Below are 14391 nucleotides of genomic sequence, written 5' to 3'. Positions count from 1 at the left end.
CCGGCGGTCTGGACCCCAGCCGGTACTGGCCCGACGCGCAGGCGGCGAGGGCGGCCTGGCACCGGGCCTGCCTGCGCCCGGACCCGGTCGCCGTGGCGCTGGAGCGCCTCGGGTCGGCCTGGGGCACGGACGTCGTCCCGGCGACCATCGGAGGCCGGCCGGTTTTCGGCGGCACCCTGCGGGAGATCAACGCGGGCGCTCTGGTCCACTACGACGACATCAACCGGGAGTTCCCCGACGGCTTGTTCGATCAGCCCGTTCTGGCTCAGCTCGCCCTCAACCTGTGGGTCCAGGTCCCCCCGGCCGGGGGAGCGACGACCGTGTGGCGCCACCGCTGGGCACCGGCCGACGAACAGCACCGCGACTCCTACGGTTACCACCGTCAAACCGTCGAGGCGGATCAGCACATACGGCTCGCACCCGGCCCAGGTGACGCGCTGATCTTCAACTCCTCGCACTTCCACGCTGTCGATCCCAGCTCCGGCGGGCGGCGGATCGCCTTCGCGTGTTTCCTCGCCCTGACTCCCAGCGGCCGGCTCATCGCCTGGTCCTGACACCCTCTGCAAGGGAGCCCTCTGTGCACCACCTCACCTACGGTGACGTCAAAGCCGCCACCGACCGCATCGCCGGGCGTATCCGTCCCGTCTCTCTCGTACCCGTCGACCCCGGGGCAATCCGCACCGCCCACCGGGACCCCCTCGACGACCGGGAGCCCGAGCCCTGCCAGGTGTGGCTGGCCCTCGAATACATGCAGCACACCGGAAGCTTCAAAGCCCGCGGTGCCCAGAACTTCCTCCAGGCCCACCGCGACACAGGCACCCTCCCCGACGCCGGAGTCACCATCGCCTCCGGCGGCAACGCCGGACTGGCCTGCGCCTGGGCCGCTCAGCAGCAGCACGTACAGGCCACCGTGTTCCTGCCCGCCACCGCCCCACCGGTGAAAATCGACAAACTCCGCGGCTATGGTGCCGATGTCCGTCTCACCGGTACTCAGTACGCCGACGCCCTGGCCGCATGCGAGGAGTTCGCCGCACAGACCGGCGCGCTCGCCTCACACGCCTACGACCATCCGCTGATCGCCGCCGGCGCGGGCACCCTCATGGAAGAGATCCACCAGCAGATCCCCGGCCTCGACACCGTCGTCGTCGCCGTCGGCGGCGGCGGGCTGCTCGCCGGCGTGGCCACCGCCGCCCACCACCACGGCGTCCGCGTCGTCGCCGTCGAACCCGACAACTGCCGCGCTCTCAACGCCGCCCTCGAAGCAGGCCACCCCGTCGACGTGCCGGTCGACTCCGTCGCCGCGGACTCCCTCGGCGCACGACAGGCTTCCGCCATGGCCCTGCACGCCGCCCAGCAGGACCTCGTCCACTCCCTCACCGTGCCCGACGGCGAGATCACCCGGGCCCGCCAGATGCTGTGGGACCACCGCCGCATCGCCGTCGAACACGCCGCCGCCACCGCCCTCGCCGCCCTCACCGCCCCCCGCCACACCACCACCGCAGGGACAGCCCAGGCGTATGTGCCCGCCAACGGCGAGAAGGTCGCCGTCGTCCTGTGCGGAGCCAACACCGACCCCAGCGACCTCGTGCAATAGCACAGGCACGAGACGCGCCTGACGAAGGAGACCGGAGATGTTCGCCCACTCGGACCGTATGCCCACCGGCACGCCGCTCCCCGCCGGCACCGTGACGCCACGACCGTGGGGGGTGCGGCGGATGGTCCCCTACCCCCTCACCACCGCCGCGCACGCGCGCACCGACCTCGACCCCACGACACAGACGACCCGGTACTACGGGCTTGACGGCGTGCTCATGCAGGCACCAGCCCACGGAACCAGCTCCGGCACCAACCCGACCACCAACACCGGCCAGCCCAGCGACGGCAGCAGCGCCGGCGGCAACGGCAACGGTGATTCCGACACCGGAAATGACACCGACCAGTGACCGACACCCGACCGGTGATGGTCGTCACCAACCTCGACGACCCCACCGCCGACGTCGTCATCGAAGAACTGCACGGCCGGGGCGTCCCGGTCGTGCGGTTCGACTCCGGGGACTTCCCCGCCTCACTGTCGGTCGAAGCCGAGATCACCGGTGACGGCATCCGCGGAATCCTGACCACCCCCACCCGCACAGCCGGCCTGAACCGGATCCGCTCGCTCTACTACCGGCGGCCGTCCGGATTCACCTTTCCCCACCTCGACCCCCAGGACGCCCGGTTCGCCACCGCCCAGGCCCGCTACGGCCTCGGAGGCATCGTCGCCTCCCTGCCCGGATGCCTCTACGTCAACCATCCCCACCGGATCGGCGACGCCGAGTTCAAGCCTTCCGGCCTCGCCGCCGCGGTCGACGCGGGATTCGCCGTTCCGCCCACCCTCATCACCTCTGACCCCGACCGAGCCCGGACGTTCATCACGCAGCACGGCCCGGCCATCTACAAACCCCTGTCCATACCGCTGTACCGGATCGACGACGTGGCCTGCACCGTGGAAGTCGCAGACGTCACCGCGGACCAGATCGACGGCGGCGTCGCCGGCACCGCGCACCTCTTCCAGAAACGGATTCCCAAAACCGGGGACATACGCGTCACCGTCATCGGCCCCCGCGTCTTCTGCGTCCGAATCGACTCCGGCCTCCTGGACTGGCGCACCGACTACAGCCGCCACACCTACACCGCCGTTGACCCCCCGCCCGGAATCTCCGACGCCCTGCGCCGCTACCTCGAACGGTTCGGCCTCGTCTTCGGCGCGTTCGATTTCGCCGAGGCCGACGACGGCCAGTGGTGGTTCTTGGAGTGCAACCCGTCCGGCCAGTGGTACTGGCTCGAACCCGAAACCGGCCTGCCCATGCGCCAGGCCATGGCTGACCTGCTGGAGAGGACACCATGACCAGTGAAACACACCTGCGCCGGCACCTCGCCGACACGCTGACCGCGAACGGAACCCTGCGCACCCAGCCGTGGAAGAACGCGCTCGAGGCCACCGGCAGGCACGAGTTCCTCCGTGACGGATTCTTCCAGCAGATCGAAGGCGCCGTCCCCTCCGCCTGGACCCCCGTCCTGCCCGACAACCCCCAGTGGCTGCCCGCCTGCTACACCGACACCTCCCTGGTCACCCAGATTGCCGGGACCATCGTGCCCACCGACATCCACGGGCACATCAACCGGCTGCCCACCAGCTCCAGCACCCTGCCCTCCCTGGTCATCCGCATGCTCGAAGACCTCCACGCCGACGACGGCATGCACGTCCTGGAGATCGGCACGGGAACGGGATACTCGACCGCGCTCCTGTCCCATCGGCTTGGCGCTGACCTGGTCACCTCCATCGAATACGACGAAGACGTCGCCACCCGCGCACGAGCCTCCCTCGCCCGCACCGGACAACTGCCCCACCTCGTCGTCGCAGACGGCCTCGACGGCTACAAAGCCAACAGCCCCTACGACCGGATCATCGCCACCTGCGCCGTCCACACCGTCCCGGCCGCATGGATCGAGCAGACCAGGCCCGGCGGCCAGATCCTGACCACCATCGGCGGATGGCTCGGCTCCAGCGAACTCGCCCGCCTCACCGTCACCGACCACGCCACCGCCTCCGGCCCTCTCCTCCCCGGCCACGTCAGTTTCATGTTCGCCCGCCCGCACCAGCCGCCGAAACTCGGCATGCTCCCCGACCTGGACGACGGACACGAACGCGAAACCCGCTACGGCATCGACGTGCTCCACGACTGGACCACACGCTTCATCGCCCAGCTCGCAGCCCCCCGCGCCCAGCACATCACCCTCACCCGCAACGGACGGGACGAGCACATCATCCTCGACGTCGCCGCCGGTACCTGGGCAGCCCTCCACGAACACCATGACGCCCGGACTGTCAGACAGGGCGGACCAGGCACCCTCTGGAACGACATCGAAGAACACCTCGATCAATGGCACACAGCCGGCAGCCCGCCCCTGGACACGTTCACAGTCACCGTCAGCCCGCACAGCCAGAGCATCCACTGGTGACCAAGCCCCCGCCCGTCGCCCGGAACCCGGGCCTCTTCCGGGGCCCGGCACTATGCCAAGCCACGGCCCGGCTCGCGGGCCGTGCGGTTCCCCGGCGGTGCCGATTCGCCTGAGCAACTGATCCAGCCGATCTCGTGATCTGGAGTCCAGGGTGCCGGTAGCGTGAGCCGGTGGACGACGACATCTTGCAGCAGGTAGAGAAGGCCCGATTCCCGTCGCCGTGGGCCGGCAGTATCGCCTGGGCCCAGGCCCTGATCCAGTGGCACTTCATCCTCTTGCCCAACGCCTGGGTCGAGACGGAGGAAGACCTCGGCGCCGGCCAGGACGAGCTGACCTCGGCCGTGACCGCCGTGCTGGCGGCCGCGCTGCACGCGACAGCGATCGAACAGGGCCTGGATGCCCCGGATGGTGGCCGGCTGCTCCAGGTTCCGCTCCAGCCGGTGGCCGAACTCGTCGCCGCCCCGGACCAGGACATCCTGCAACAGGCTGTCCCCGAGGACGACATCATCTGGCCCCAGGCCCGGGACCTTCTGGAGCACCTCCTCACTGCCGAGGACCCGGACGGGCTCGCCGTACAGGATGCAGTGGCTGCGCTGGCGACCCGCGTGATCCGGGCCCATGCAGAGCAAGGCGAGACGGTCGGTGACCGGCTGCGCACCATCCCCGTTCTGCAGCAGGCGGTCGAGCGCCTCACGTTCCTCCCGTATCCGGTGGCCGAGAGCGAGGCAGCGGCCGCGGCGCACTCGGCGGGCGGTCTCTCGGCCGAAGCGCACCGCCGGGTGACCGAATCCCTCAAGGCCCATCACCGGATCCAGCAGATCACCGGGGAGGTACATCCGGCCCTGGGCCGTGAACTGCTGCTGATGCGCGCCGCGTTGCACGACCGGACGGTCCTCGCGTTCGCCGACTACGCCTCGCCCGAGCAGCAGGACAACGCGCATACCACCGCGCAGGCCCTGCGCGAGCAGGACGCGCAAAGCGGCCTGTGGCGTGGAGAGATTCCACCCACCGACAACCGGTGGGACGACGTCCCGCAGCGGTATGTCCGCCAGGAGTACACCGCCTACCTTTCCCACGCCGCGGCCGGGCGGCAGACCCCCGCGCTCGCCGGGCACGTGACATCCGTCCACCTGATCGAGGTCTCCGCCCACCACACCCCGCTGGCGCAGCTCAGGAACCATCCGTGCGGGCAGGGCCGGCACCGGCATGACTACCGTGTCCGGATCGAGGTCCTCGCCCCGGTGGACCTCCTCACCGAGGATGCCTCGGCGCGGCTGCGCACGGCGGCCTCCGCCCTGGAACGCGCGGAAGGGCCGCTGCGCGGCAAGGATTTGGACCGGCTCGGCGGAGGCGTGGAGACCGGAACGGACGAGCGTTGGCTAGCAGGGTGGGTGCACCAGTGGGTGGGCGCTCAGCTCCCCCCGGGCCTGGCGGACCACCTCCTGGTCGAGGTCGAGGCCACCGACCTGGAGGTGGTCCCGGCCGTGCACCTCGGCAAGGCACGGTAGGACGTCGCCTGCCGAGGGGCGGGTCCGCGCATTCACAGTCCGGCGTCTGAGGGGAGCACAGGTGCTCAAGATCAGCCAATTGTTCGGGCCCACCGTTCAAGGGGAAGGCAGTGCCGCGGGCCGGCACTGCCTGTTCGTGCGGGTCTTCGACTGCAATCTGGAATGTACGTTCTGCGACACCGCGTACACGTGGGCGGTCACCGATGAGAAGGCGGCGAAGACCCGCAGTGGGCACCGCTACGACCGGGATGATCCGGCGTACGGCCTGAAACTCATGGAGCCGGACGATGTCCTGTCCGGCCTGCGGAAGCTGTGGGACATCAAGACGCGTCCGACCATCATTGTGGTCTCCGGCGGCGAGCCGATGATGCAGCAGCCGGCCCTCGTCCCCGTGCTGCAGCAACTACGCGACTGGGGCAACGAGGTGCACATCGAGACGGCTGGCACGATCCCGCCGACCGCCTCGTTCGACTCCGTCGTCACGCAGTACAACGTGTCGCCGAAGCTGGCGAACAGCGGGAACCGGCTGTCCAAGCGGTACAAGCCGTCGGTTCTCGCGGCACTACTCGACACGGGCAAGGCGTGGTTCAAGTTCGTCGTCACCGGCGACCACGAGAAGGATCTCGCTGAGGTCGACCGCATCGTCGCGGACGTACCGGTACCGGTGCAGCGCGTGATGGTGATGCCGGAAGGGTCCGACAGTTCCACGAACATCACCACGGCCCAGCAGGTGGTGGACGCCGCCCTGAGCCGGGGGTACGGCCTGTCCTTCCGTACCCATGTCTTCCTGTGGAACGACGACCCCGACCGCTGACGGTGTCACGCCGCTGTGGTGGAAGAAGCGAGGGTGGGACACCAGACCGGCAGCGGGCGAGCGGCACTGCGGTGCTTTCCGATCACCTGTGTCCAGGACCGCTGGCTCCACATCACGCTCTTTATCAATAGGTCCCGCGAAGAATCCCAGGTGAGACGGCTCACGTGGTCTCTGGCATGTTAGGGACGTAGCTGTCGCAGCATGAGGCGCCGGGGACCGACAGGCCGGAGGCCGCCGGTTCGGCGCGGATGACCGCGGACGTGTCCGAGGAGGAGAAGCCGGTGACGCCGCCCGTGCCCGAGTACCTCTCGCCTCTGCGGTGGCAGTGGATTCTGTTCGTCACGCGGCGCCAGGAGGTGCGGTTCCTCTACTGGCCGGCCCAGCATCCGGCCGGGCACCGCCGCATCCGAATGTTCGACCGGGGCGGGTACGACATCGGAACACTGGTCTGGAAGGTCTGCGACGCCTGCCGCGTCGGGAGCATCAACAAGATCTCCATCACCATCGAGCACCAGCGTCAGGACCTCGGCCGCCGCCTCATCCGCCGGGCGCTCGCCGACGGGCCCGGCTATACCTGGCAGACCACTGGACAGTCTCCGGAGGCGAAGCACTTCTTTCCTGCATTGGAGAAGGAGATGGGCACCGCCTTCCCCCAGTACGGCGGGGTGTGCGAGCACCTCGCCCCGTCGCCCGGCCACCGGCCGCTCCCGCCGGGCCGCCATCCCCGGCCGGTGCTGGAGCACGGCATCTGACACCACCGCGTTGATGGCGGTGCTCGGATGTCCGCGGTGCGGTGGGTAGCGCCGCTGCTGGTCGGAGTGCAGGGTCTGGCGGATCTGGCCTACCGTGGAGGCGAATCGCCGTCGCCCACGCGGTGTTCGTCAGGCGGCGACGGCGCCGGTGCGCACCGCGAACTCCCGGCGGCCGGGCAGGCTTCCTGGGGTGTAGAGGAGGTCGGCGGTGAGCGTGCGGATCGCGGGGAGGTGGACTTCTTTCGGTGCGGTGTGCTCGATAGATCGCAGTGCGCTGAAAGTGCGGCGCCCGTCGCCGAGTTGGTGCCACATACGGGCCGTGTCGGTGAGGTAGCGCGCGACTCTTTCGGTGTTCGCCAGCTGTGCGGGTTCGACTCGGCGGGCGTAGGGAACTGCGTCGTCGGGGGTGCCGAGGACGGTGAGGCTGCTGATGCGGTACATCGAGACCTCGGCGGGACTCGTTGAGATCGTGAAGAGAGCCACGGGTTTTCTGCTCCGGTCGAGGGGGGTGCGGCCGGCTGTTTCCTCCGCGCTGGGCCCTGGCCGAGAAGATCGCCCGCGACCTCAACTTCCCGGCCGTGAGATGGAACGGCCCTTCCGGTCCGATGGACGACGGCGTTCGCTGGTCCACAGCCCGACGCCTGCTGCACGACAACACCCTACGGACCGAGGACCGCCTGGCCGGCCTGCTCTTGCTCCTCTACGCCCAGTGGCCCGCAGCGGTCTCCCGCCTGACCATCGACCACATCGAGCAGACCGACGATGCAGTCCGAGTCCGTTTCGGTGCTGTCCCGGTGGAACTGCCGGAACTGGTCGCTGACCTGGCACTCCGCCAGGTCGCGGCCCCGCCGCAGCCACGCGGTCCCCGCCCGGACGGAATCTCCCTGGCTGTTCCCCGGTGGCCAGCCCGGCCGCCCGATCTGAAGTGGCAGCGAGCCGCCGCCGGAGACTTTGGCACCTACGCGGCCGACATCAGCCGACGGCTCGCACGCCAGAACTGACGACAACAGAAAGGGGCATGCAAATGGGCGTTTACGTGTCGGTCAGAGGATGGCTGGAGTGCGACAAGACGCAACTCGCCGTCCTCCAAGAGATCATCTCGTCCCACGCAGACGATCACTACTCCAACGGATGGAGCACACCTCGGCAGCACGTCAACTGGACCCACTACCTCTTCTACGGCGCCGACATCCGCGAGTCGGCCCTCGACTGGCTCCAGAATCAGATCAGAGAGATCGCCCGGATCCCGGCTTCTGACGAGGACGGCGACCGCATCCGGGGCCCGTTCCTTGCCACCCACGAGCTCGACGGGACGACCGAGTGGCAGATCCGCGAAGGCCAGGTCGTCATCTCGCCCGCCGACATCAGGCACCAGAAGCTGGACGGGTAAGCGACCCATTGCCGGGTAGGAGCGGCGGGTCACCCCGCCAGCTCCTACCCGGCAATGCCCTGAGCTTTGGCAGAGTTCGTCCCTTCATTCATCCGTGCTTGCCTAGAGTCGGCAGTCCACCCGAGACCGTTCGGACACTGTGTCCGCGTCGGGAGGATCGTTTGGCCAGCAGCAGTTGGCGGGCGATCGTGCTCCACTGTGCGGCGCCGTCTTGGTTCCCTGCGGCTCTCTGCTCGCGGCCGGCCGCCAGCATGGCGGCTCGGGTCTTCCCGTACAGCGGGTCCGCAATCGAGGACATGGTGCCGCTGATCCGGACCGCGCCCTCCGAACCTCGCTGGCAGAGGACCAGCCGGCGGTCTGTGCCCTCCTGTGTCAGGCGCGCGGCGTACAGACCGGCGCGGCTGCTGCCGAGCGAGATCTTCCCGAGCTGGATAAGCGGTTCTGGGTCACACGGCAGCAGGACTTCCTCGGGGTGAGCGCCGCGTGTGGGAGCCATTGAGACGAGGTCGACGCACTCGCCGTCTCGGCGGACCCACATGCGGAGCGTGGGCCAGGAGAGACCCTGGTCAAGCGCGGGGTGGCGGGGCGTCGTGTTCATGCGCTGCCCTTCCGAAGCCCAGCGAAGAACTCTGCGTCGGCGGCTGATGATCGGGAAGTTCCGAGCCTCAAGGCCATCAGGCCAGCGGGCGGACCATGGTGGCGTAGATCGGGGCGTCGGGGAACGGCTGCTGGCCGCCGATGTCGCGATACCCCCAGGACTCGTACAGGGCCTTGACTTTGGGGTGCTCGGGGTCGACGAGGAGCGTGACGCGCTCTTCGGCGCGGCCGGTGAGGAGTTCTTCGTGGATGCGATGGGCCAGACCCGTTCCGCGCCATGGAGTGCGGACCATGAGCTCGAACAGGGCGAGGGTGCGGTCGCCGGTCTCGCGGAGCTCGTCCTCGGGGAGCGGCTGGAGCATGTTGACCCACCAGCCGGTCTTCTGGGGCAGGGCGGAGGCGTAGGCGTATCCGGCAGCTTCGCCACCGTCGTAGGCGACGACGGCTTCCCAGCTGGGACGTGAGGCGTGGCCGGCCAGGCGCTCGACGAACCGCTCGACGGAGAAGAAGGCGTCTCGCTCGATGTCCGCGGCGTAGACCTCGGCGTACAGGGCGACGAGGGTGGGGCGGATCTGCTCGAGCTGGTCGATGCCGTAGCGGTGCAGCTTGATGGTGCCGGTCTCGGTCACGTGGTCTCCGATTCGGGTCAGGCCGTGCGGGCGAGGGTGTTCCAGGTGCGGGGTGGTCTGCGCGCCGGGGGCGCGCTGGTTGAGGTTGGCGGTGAACCCGCCGAGCAGATGGGAGACGCGGCCGACGCCGGCCCCGGGCTCGGGCAGGACGCGCTCGGTCGCGCACGCCATCTCCAGCTCACCTTGCTGGAGTTGGGAGAGGGCGGTCTGCGCGGTGTAGTAGGCGCGGTTGCGGTGCTGGTCGGGACGCAGGTCGGGCCGGTAACCGGCCCGACCTTGGCCGACGGCCCGCACGGCGAGCGCCTGATCGTACACGCGGACGATCTCGTTCCCGACGTATGAGGACCGCGGCCCCCAGAGCGCGGGAAGCGCCGCGATACCGCCAGACCCCATCACCAAGGGCCCTCCGTGCAGCTGGTCTTCAGACACGCGACGCCGGGCCTTGACCCTTCGTCGTGGAGGTCGACGGCGCGAGCGGCCAGGCTTACGGGTGGTCGTGCCTGGGCGGTGACCTGTCCCAGCTTGTCATTCGCGATCTGGATTTCACGCCTGCCGTCGCAGCGAATGTGCTGCCGGAGGGCCGTCCTCGCAATACTTGCGAGGACGTGGATTGCCCCGTGTGTCCGCCGGATTTCGTGGCGGAGTACGCTGCTCGACTTCGGGGCGTTATCGCGGAGCACGGGTTTGCCGTCCGGGCAGTTCGTGCAGATGAGAGTTCTGCCGCCTATTGTTGCACGGTTGGTCTGCATGAATCTCTGGGGCATGAGTTCGTGATGGCCGGCCTGGACATCAGGGCGATGCAGGGCGTGATCCACTCCGTCATCGAGCGGTTCGCCGGATCGTCTCGTCTTCCGCGCTGGTCGGTCGTCAGCGCAGGTAGTTCTGCTGCCACTCCAATGACGGCATGGACAGTGCTGCCTCAGCGAGGGCCTTGGCCGACGGTGTTTTGAGGCTGGCCAGGCTGGTGTCGATCCAGTTCTGGGTGAGGCTGTAGCCCTGCTCGCGGTATTCCACGGCCTGTACCAGGCATTCGAGTTTGTCCGCGTCGTGGGCGACGACCGCTTCCGGGGTGGTGGCCGCTTCGTATTCATCGACGGCGCTCTGCACGCCCTCGCGTACGGCTGGATCCGCGTTGGACACCTGGTCGGCTGTGACTTCGCTGTTGGAAGCGGCGCGCAGGTAGCGGCGGCCGATGTGCGGGATGTCACCGATGCGGGTCTCCTGGCTGTCGTGAAACAGGCACAGCAGCGCGACCTGGGCGGGGTTGACCTTCTCCATCATGGCCAGGACAGCGCCGATCACCCCGACGCGGAAGGAATGCTCGGCCACTGATTCGGGGTGCTTGTTGCCGGTGAACCACCAGCCGGTACGGGCGGAGCGCTTGAGGACGCCCATCTCGAAGATGAAGCCCGCGGTGCCCTTGCTGGTGTCGTCCGACATGCCATGCCTCCGGTCTCTCAGGTGCAGTTCTCGCTCAGAACGTAATGGACTCTGCCCAGTTCGCGGCGTGATCGTGCCGAAAGATCCGCGCAGTCCAGCAGATGCTCCGTCCGTACGCGCAGGGGAGCGGCGAGCGGTCCGGCCGCCTGAGGCAGCCAGGGGTTCACCGCCAGCAGCGAGAACAGTGAGTGTGCGTACAGGTCGACGAACCCGGGCGCGTCGACCAGGCCCTGCGCGAGCCCGCGCAGCAGGGTGAGCGCGTCCCAGCCCGACAGGTCCCGATCACGCATGAACCTGTCGTCGCTCTGCGGCATGGTCATCGCGCCCAGCCACAGCGCCCAGTAGTTCAGGTTCGCGGCTTCGGCGGTGTCGTCGTCGGCCAGGGCGTGGTCGATGAAGTCGAGCAGCGGCTGCGGGTCACCGAGCCGGGCGAGTGCCGTCGCGGTGGAGCGGGCGGCGGCCCACTGCGGGGACCAGCCCCGGCGGGCGAGCACGTCACGGCGGCCGTGGAGGGTGTGGGCGGTCCACGCGGCCGCGTCCTGGCCCCGGTCGTAGGAGGCGAGGTACAGCGCCTGGCGGTGCAGCAGCACCCCGTCCTCGCCCTGGCGGGCAGCGTGTTCGGTCACGGCACGCAGGTGGTCGAAGAACACCGTCCGGTCAGCTGCGGGCAGCTGCGGGGCGACGGTGGCCGGCCCGCGCCGTGGCCTCGCCAAGCGCCCGGCGAGCGCCGGCGGCGTTGTTCCGTTCACCGCCCAGGCCAGTACGTGCGCGGTCTCGCGGGTATGTACCCACCTGGCCAGCGGGTGCGGGGCATCCACGTTGGCGAGTCCGGCCGCGATGATGCGGTCCGCGTCCATCGCCGCGTCCAGCCACCGCACCAGCGTCCTGTCCGCGCCGAGCACGGGCAGGCGCCGACGCAGCTCCAGCAAGGCCCCGGCCCGCATGTTCGCCAGCGGCCGACGCCCGGACTCCCAGCCCTGCAGCGTGTCGACGTCCACACCCAGCGCCTCGGCCATGACGACCTGCGTGCGGCCGCTGCTCTCACGCGTCAGACGCAGCACGAAACCGCTCACCGCTCCTGCTGTCGTTCGTCGTGGCCTGCCCATACCGGCCTGCTCCCCGGTCGCCCAGCGCACCGAAACCCGTACTCACAGTCAGTCCTACCGCATCCGCCCCCGCCGTACGGTCGGAATGCGGTCAGCGCCCCCAGAAGAACGGCGCCCCCAGGCCCTTCCGCACGCGACCACGCCTACAGCAACGGCACGGCGCTGGGGCCACGTCCCCTACAGGCTTTCCGCGCCGGGCTGTTCGTGCTCAATACAACCGATTACGGAGGCAAGATGACCGACCTCGGACTACCCACCGTTCCCAAGCAGACGCACACGGAACTCGGCGGAGACATCGGGTACGCGTTGACCGGCCAGCACTTCACGATCGGTGAAGGCGTGGACGTCGCGTCGGTCGCCGCGACGCTCGCCCATCCGCTGTCGGTGATCGTTCAGGTCACCAAGCGGTGTGACATGGACTGCGGCTTCTGCAGCGAGACCATGCAGAAGCCTGACCCGACGCTGCGGCAACTCGCAACGATGGAGGAGAACCTGCGGGGGGTCATCCGGGTCTTCCTCAGTGGGGGCGAACCGCTGCTCCGCCGGGACTTCATCGACATCGTGGACATGTACAGCGAGCATCACATCGTCGCCGTGCCCACGAACGCCACCCACGGCCTCCAGCACGCCAAGGGCATGGCAGGGAAGGTCGCCTACGCCAACATCGGACTCGAAGGCCCCCGCGCCACGGTGCTGCGGGTACGCGGTGACTACGACAAGGAGATGAAGGGAGTCCGTGCCTTCCAGGAGGCGGGCATCCCGCTCGCCTTGTCCTCGGTGGTGTACCGGTCCACGCTGTCCGCGCTGCCGTTCACCATCCAGATCGCCGACGTGCTCGACGCGACGAAGGTGAAGTTCATCCTGCCCCTGCGCAAGGGCAACGCCCTCAAGCTGCCCGAGCACGAGTTCATCAGCCAGACGGAGGCGGAGGACGCGTTCACCCGCCTCAAGGAGGCGCGGGCCGAACATATGTGGGCCCCCGCCCTGCGCCTGACGACGTGGACTCCCCAGAACGAGGGACACATGATTGTCATCGAGCCGGACGGTTTCGCCCAGGCGTGGCCCGTCTACGATGCCCCGGACTTGTGGGAGCCGCTGGGCAACGTGCTCCAAGAGCCGATCTCGGCGATCTGGGAGCGCTACCGCTTCAAGGAGAACCACGTCTCCAAATACGTCGGCCGGTCGATCCACGCGGTTCCGCGGGCGGCGTGACGTGCGGCAACTGACGAATCTCGGGTGGGCGGACACCCCGTTCGGGCCGAGTACGAGGCCCGTGCAGAGGACGACGCTCTATCTCGGCGCGATGGCCATGCTGTGGGGCGACGACGGCGGTGACCCCGTCATCATGGGCGCCTCACTGGTGGTACTGCCGGTGCACCGCACCCGGTCGCGCCCCGTCAGCGTCGGCCTGGTGAACTTCGGGTACCGGGTGATGCTGCCCGAGGAACCCGGCGACAACGAGCAGATCCTGACGGAGATCGACAACATCCTCGTTCAAGGCCGGCGCGACGCCCAGGTGATCGCCTGGCACGGCGGGGGTGACGACCTGCACGTCCTGCGACAGCTCCCCCGCCCCGAGGGAGCGGCGCGTGCGGCGGGTGTCAACTCTGTGGCCGAGGCCTGGACGGACCGGTCCGTCCGTGCGCGCGGCATCGTCCGCTTCATCGACACCGCCCACGACCTGGAACCATTCGGGCTCATCAGCCACACCGCCAAGGAGCACGGCCTGGTGGCTTTACCGGAATTCGCCGGGGGCCGCGAGCAGGCCGCCGCGCAAGCAGCGTGCGAGGAACTGCTGCTGGGCGGACTGGAGGACGGGACCGCCGAGTCGATGGCCGCAAGCGTGCTGTGCTCCGCATTCACGACGGCGCTGCTCGGCGGCAAGGCGGCCGAACGCCTGCACTGGGACGGCGAGTTGATCATCCGTGACGCCGTGGCCGCGGTCGCCTGGGACATAGCGCCGTCCGTCTTCAACCGCACTCCGGAAGCCAGCAGCCGGTAGCGTCCTACGGGGCCGTGCGCACCGGGCGCACGGCCCCGTCCTACGGCAGGAAACACCCCACCGTGATCATCAAGAGCACTCTGCCCAGCACTCGCTCCCCGCAGCCCCCACCGCTGCGCCCGGGAGCCGTACGGATCGCGTCCATCGACGT

18 protein-coding genes are annotated in these 14391 nt (G+C 69.0%); 13 read left to right on the top strand and 5 right to left on the bottom strand.

What is annotated here, in order from left to right; genetic code table 11:
* From GA0115259_RS40510 to GA0115259_RS23305, 8 genes are all read left to right on the top strand, one after another.
* Positions 1-554: 2OG-Fe(II)-dependent halogenase WelO5 family protein (locus GA0115259_RS40510; RefSeq protein WP_093600620.1), on the top strand; the 554-nt coding region annotated here is incomplete at its 5' end.
* A 23-nt stretch (positions 555-577) separates the two neighbouring features.
* Positions 578-1594, top strand: a complete 1017-nt coding sequence (locus tag GA0115259_RS23335; RefSeq protein ID WP_093600617.1) for a threonine/serine dehydratase — start codon at positions 578-580, stop codon at positions 1592-1594.
* A gap of 37 nt (positions 1595-1631) precedes the next feature.
* Positions 1632-1943 carry a putative ATP-grasp-modified RiPP gene (tgmA, locus tag GA0115259_RS23330; RefSeq protein WP_093600614.1) on the top strand — a complete coding sequence of 104 codons (312 nt, stop codon included), beginning with the start codon at positions 1632-1634 and terminating at the stop codon, positions 1941-1943.
* Positions 1940-2887, top strand: a complete 948-nt coding sequence (gene tgmB, locus GA0115259_RS23325) for an ATP-grasp ribosomal peptide maturase (protein WP_093600611.1) — start codon at positions 1940-1942, stop codon at positions 2885-2887. The genes tgmA and tgmB overlap by 4 nt, the downstream gene beginning before the upstream one ends.
* A complete protein-coding gene (gene tgmC / locus GA0115259_RS23320; protein ID WP_093600608.1) occupies positions 2884-4002 on the top strand; it encodes an ATP-grasp peptide maturase system methyltransferase in 1119 nt (372 codons plus the stop codon). The genes tgmB and tgmC overlap by 4 nt, the downstream gene beginning before the upstream one ends.
* A gap of 170 nt (positions 4003-4172) precedes the next feature.
* Complete coding sequence (locus GA0115259_RS23315) at positions 4173-5510, top strand: hypothetical protein (RefSeq protein ID WP_093600605.1); 1338 nt, start codon at positions 4173-4175, stop codon at positions 5508-5510.
* A 61-nt stretch (positions 5511-5571) separates the two neighbouring features.
* Positions 5572-6324, top strand: coding sequence for a 7-carboxy-7-deazaguanine synthase QueE (locus tag GA0115259_RS23310; protein ID WP_161230444.1), 753 nt, complete (start codon positions 5572-5574; stop codon positions 6322-6324).
* A 248-nt stretch (positions 6325-6572) separates the two neighbouring features.
* Complete coding sequence (locus GA0115259_RS23305; RefSeq protein ID WP_093600599.1) at positions 6573-7076, top strand: hypothetical protein; 504 nt, start codon at positions 6573-6575, stop codon at positions 7074-7076.
* 129 nt (positions 7077-7205) lie between these two features.
* Here the strand turns inward: GA0115259_RS23305 and GA0115259_RS23300 are convergent, their stop codons facing one another.
* A complete protein-coding gene (locus tag GA0115259_RS23300; protein ID WP_093600596.1) occupies positions 7206-7559 on the bottom strand; it encodes a hypothetical protein in 354 nt (117 codons plus the stop codon).
* Between the two features lie 122 nt (positions 7560-7681).
* On the opposite strand from GA0115259_RS23300, the gene GA0115259_RS23295 reads away from it, so the two are divergent.
* Both GA0115259_RS23295 and GA0115259_RS23290 read left to right on the top strand, forming a co-directional pair.
* Positions 7682-8077, top strand: coding sequence for a hypothetical protein (locus GA0115259_RS23295; protein ID WP_093600593.1), 396 nt, complete (start codon positions 7682-7684; stop codon positions 8075-8077).
* Positions 8078-8100: 23 nt separating this feature from the next.
* On the top strand, positions 8101-8466 hold the full coding sequence (locus GA0115259_RS23290) for a hypothetical protein (RefSeq protein ID WP_176732626.1): 366 nt from the start codon (positions 8101-8103) through the stop codon (positions 8464-8466).
* 88 nt (positions 8467-8554) lie between these two features.
* Here the strand turns inward: GA0115259_RS23290 and GA0115259_RS23285 are convergent, their stop codons facing one another.
* Positions 8555-8962 (bottom strand): hypothetical protein, encoded by a 408-nt coding sequence (locus GA0115259_RS23285; protein WP_237540414.1) that lies wholly within the window; start codon positions 8960-8962, stop codon positions 8555-8557.
* A gap of 178 nt (positions 8963-9140) precedes the next feature.
* Positions 9141-10085: a GNAT family N-acetyltransferase gene (locus GA0115259_RS42085; protein ID WP_345941029.1), complete on the bottom strand. Its 945-nt coding sequence runs from the start codon at positions 10083-10085 to the stop codon at positions 9141-9143.
* A 62-nt stretch (positions 10086-10147) separates the two neighbouring features.
* Here GA0115259_RS42085 and GA0115259_RS42905 point away from each other — a divergent pair, with 62 nt between their 5' ends.
* Entirely contained in the window at positions 10148-10642 is a 495-nt protein-coding gene (locus GA0115259_RS42905) for a DUF4262 domain-containing protein (RefSeq protein ID WP_093600584.1), read from the top strand.
* Here the strand turns inward: GA0115259_RS42905 and GA0115259_RS23270 are convergent.
* The gene (locus tag GA0115259_RS23270) at positions 10560-11132 is read right to left on the bottom strand and encodes an HD domain-containing protein (RefSeq protein WP_093600581.1); all 573 of its coding nucleotides are present in this window, start codon (positions 11130-11132) and stop codon (positions 10560-10562) included. The two genes, GA0115259_RS42905 and GA0115259_RS23270, sit on opposite strands and share 83 nt — an antisense overlap.
* Before the next feature lie 17 nt (positions 11133-11149).
* On the bottom strand, positions 11150-12205 hold the full coding sequence (locus GA0115259_RS23265; protein WP_256098100.1) for a helix-turn-helix domain-containing protein: 1056 nt from the start codon (positions 12203-12205) through the stop codon (positions 11150-11152).
* A 267-nt stretch (positions 12206-12472) separates the two neighbouring features.
* Between GA0115259_RS23265 and GA0115259_RS23260 the strand changes: the two genes are divergently transcribed.
* Together GA0115259_RS23260 and GA0115259_RS23255 are read left to right on the top strand one after the other, a co-directional pair.
* On the top strand, positions 12473-13450 hold the full coding sequence (locus GA0115259_RS23260; protein WP_093600575.1) for a radical SAM protein: 978 nt from the start codon (positions 12473-12475) through the stop codon (positions 13448-13450).
* 61 nt (positions 13451-13511) lie between these two features.
* Positions 13512-14240, top strand: coding sequence for a hypothetical protein (locus GA0115259_RS23255; protein ID WP_093600572.1), 729 nt, complete (start codon positions 13512-13514; stop codon positions 14238-14240).
* The last annotated feature ends 151 nt before the right edge of the window (positions 14241-14391 follow it).

It is taken from the genome of Streptomyces sp. MnatMP-M17, assembly GCF_900091995.1.
Classification (GTDB): domain Bacteria; phylum Actinomycetota; class Actinomycetes; order Streptomycetales; family Streptomycetaceae; genus Streptomyces.
This window is presented reverse-complemented; position numbering and strand designations above follow the sequence as displayed.

What these genes read in the sequence shown, in the direction of transcription:
- tgmA (WP_093600614.1), top strand. Translation starts at nt 1,632, where the DNA reads ATGTTCGCCCACTCGGACCGTATGCCCACCGGCACGCCGCTCCCCGCC.
- tgmC (WP_093600608.1), top strand. Translation starts at nt 2,884, where the DNA reads ATGACCAGTGAAACACACCTGCGCCGGCACCTCGCCGACACGCTGACC.
- GA0115259_RS23305 (WP_093600599.1), top strand. Translation starts at nt 6,573, where the DNA reads ATGACCGCGGACGTGTCCGAGGAGGAGAAGCCGGTGACGCCGCCCGTG.
- GA0115259_RS23295 (WP_093600593.1), top strand. Translation starts at nt 7,682, where the DNA reads ATGGACGACGGCGTTCGCTGGTCCACAGCCCGACGCCTGCTGCACGAC.
- GA0115259_RS23290 (WP_176732626.1), top strand. Translation starts at nt 8,101, where the DNA reads ATGGGCGTTTACGTGTCGGTCAGAGGATGGCTGGAGTGCGACAAGACG.
- GA0115259_RS23285 (WP_237540414.1), bottom strand. Translation starts at nt 8,962, where the DNA reads ATGGCTCCCACACGCGGCGCTCACCCCGAGGAAGTCCTGCTGCCGTGT.
- GA0115259_RS42085 (WP_345941029.1), bottom strand. Translation starts at nt 10,085, where the DNA reads ATGGGGTCTGGCGGTATCGCGGCGCTTCCCGCGCTCTGGGGGCCGCGG.
- GA0115259_RS23270 (WP_093600581.1), bottom strand. Translation starts at nt 11,132, where the DNA reads ATGTCGGACGACACCAGCAAGGGCACCGCGGGCTTCATCTTCGAGATG.
- GA0115259_RS23260 (WP_093600575.1), top strand. Translation starts at nt 12,473, where the DNA reads ATGACCGACCTCGGACTACCCACCGTTCCCAAGCAGACGCACACGGAA.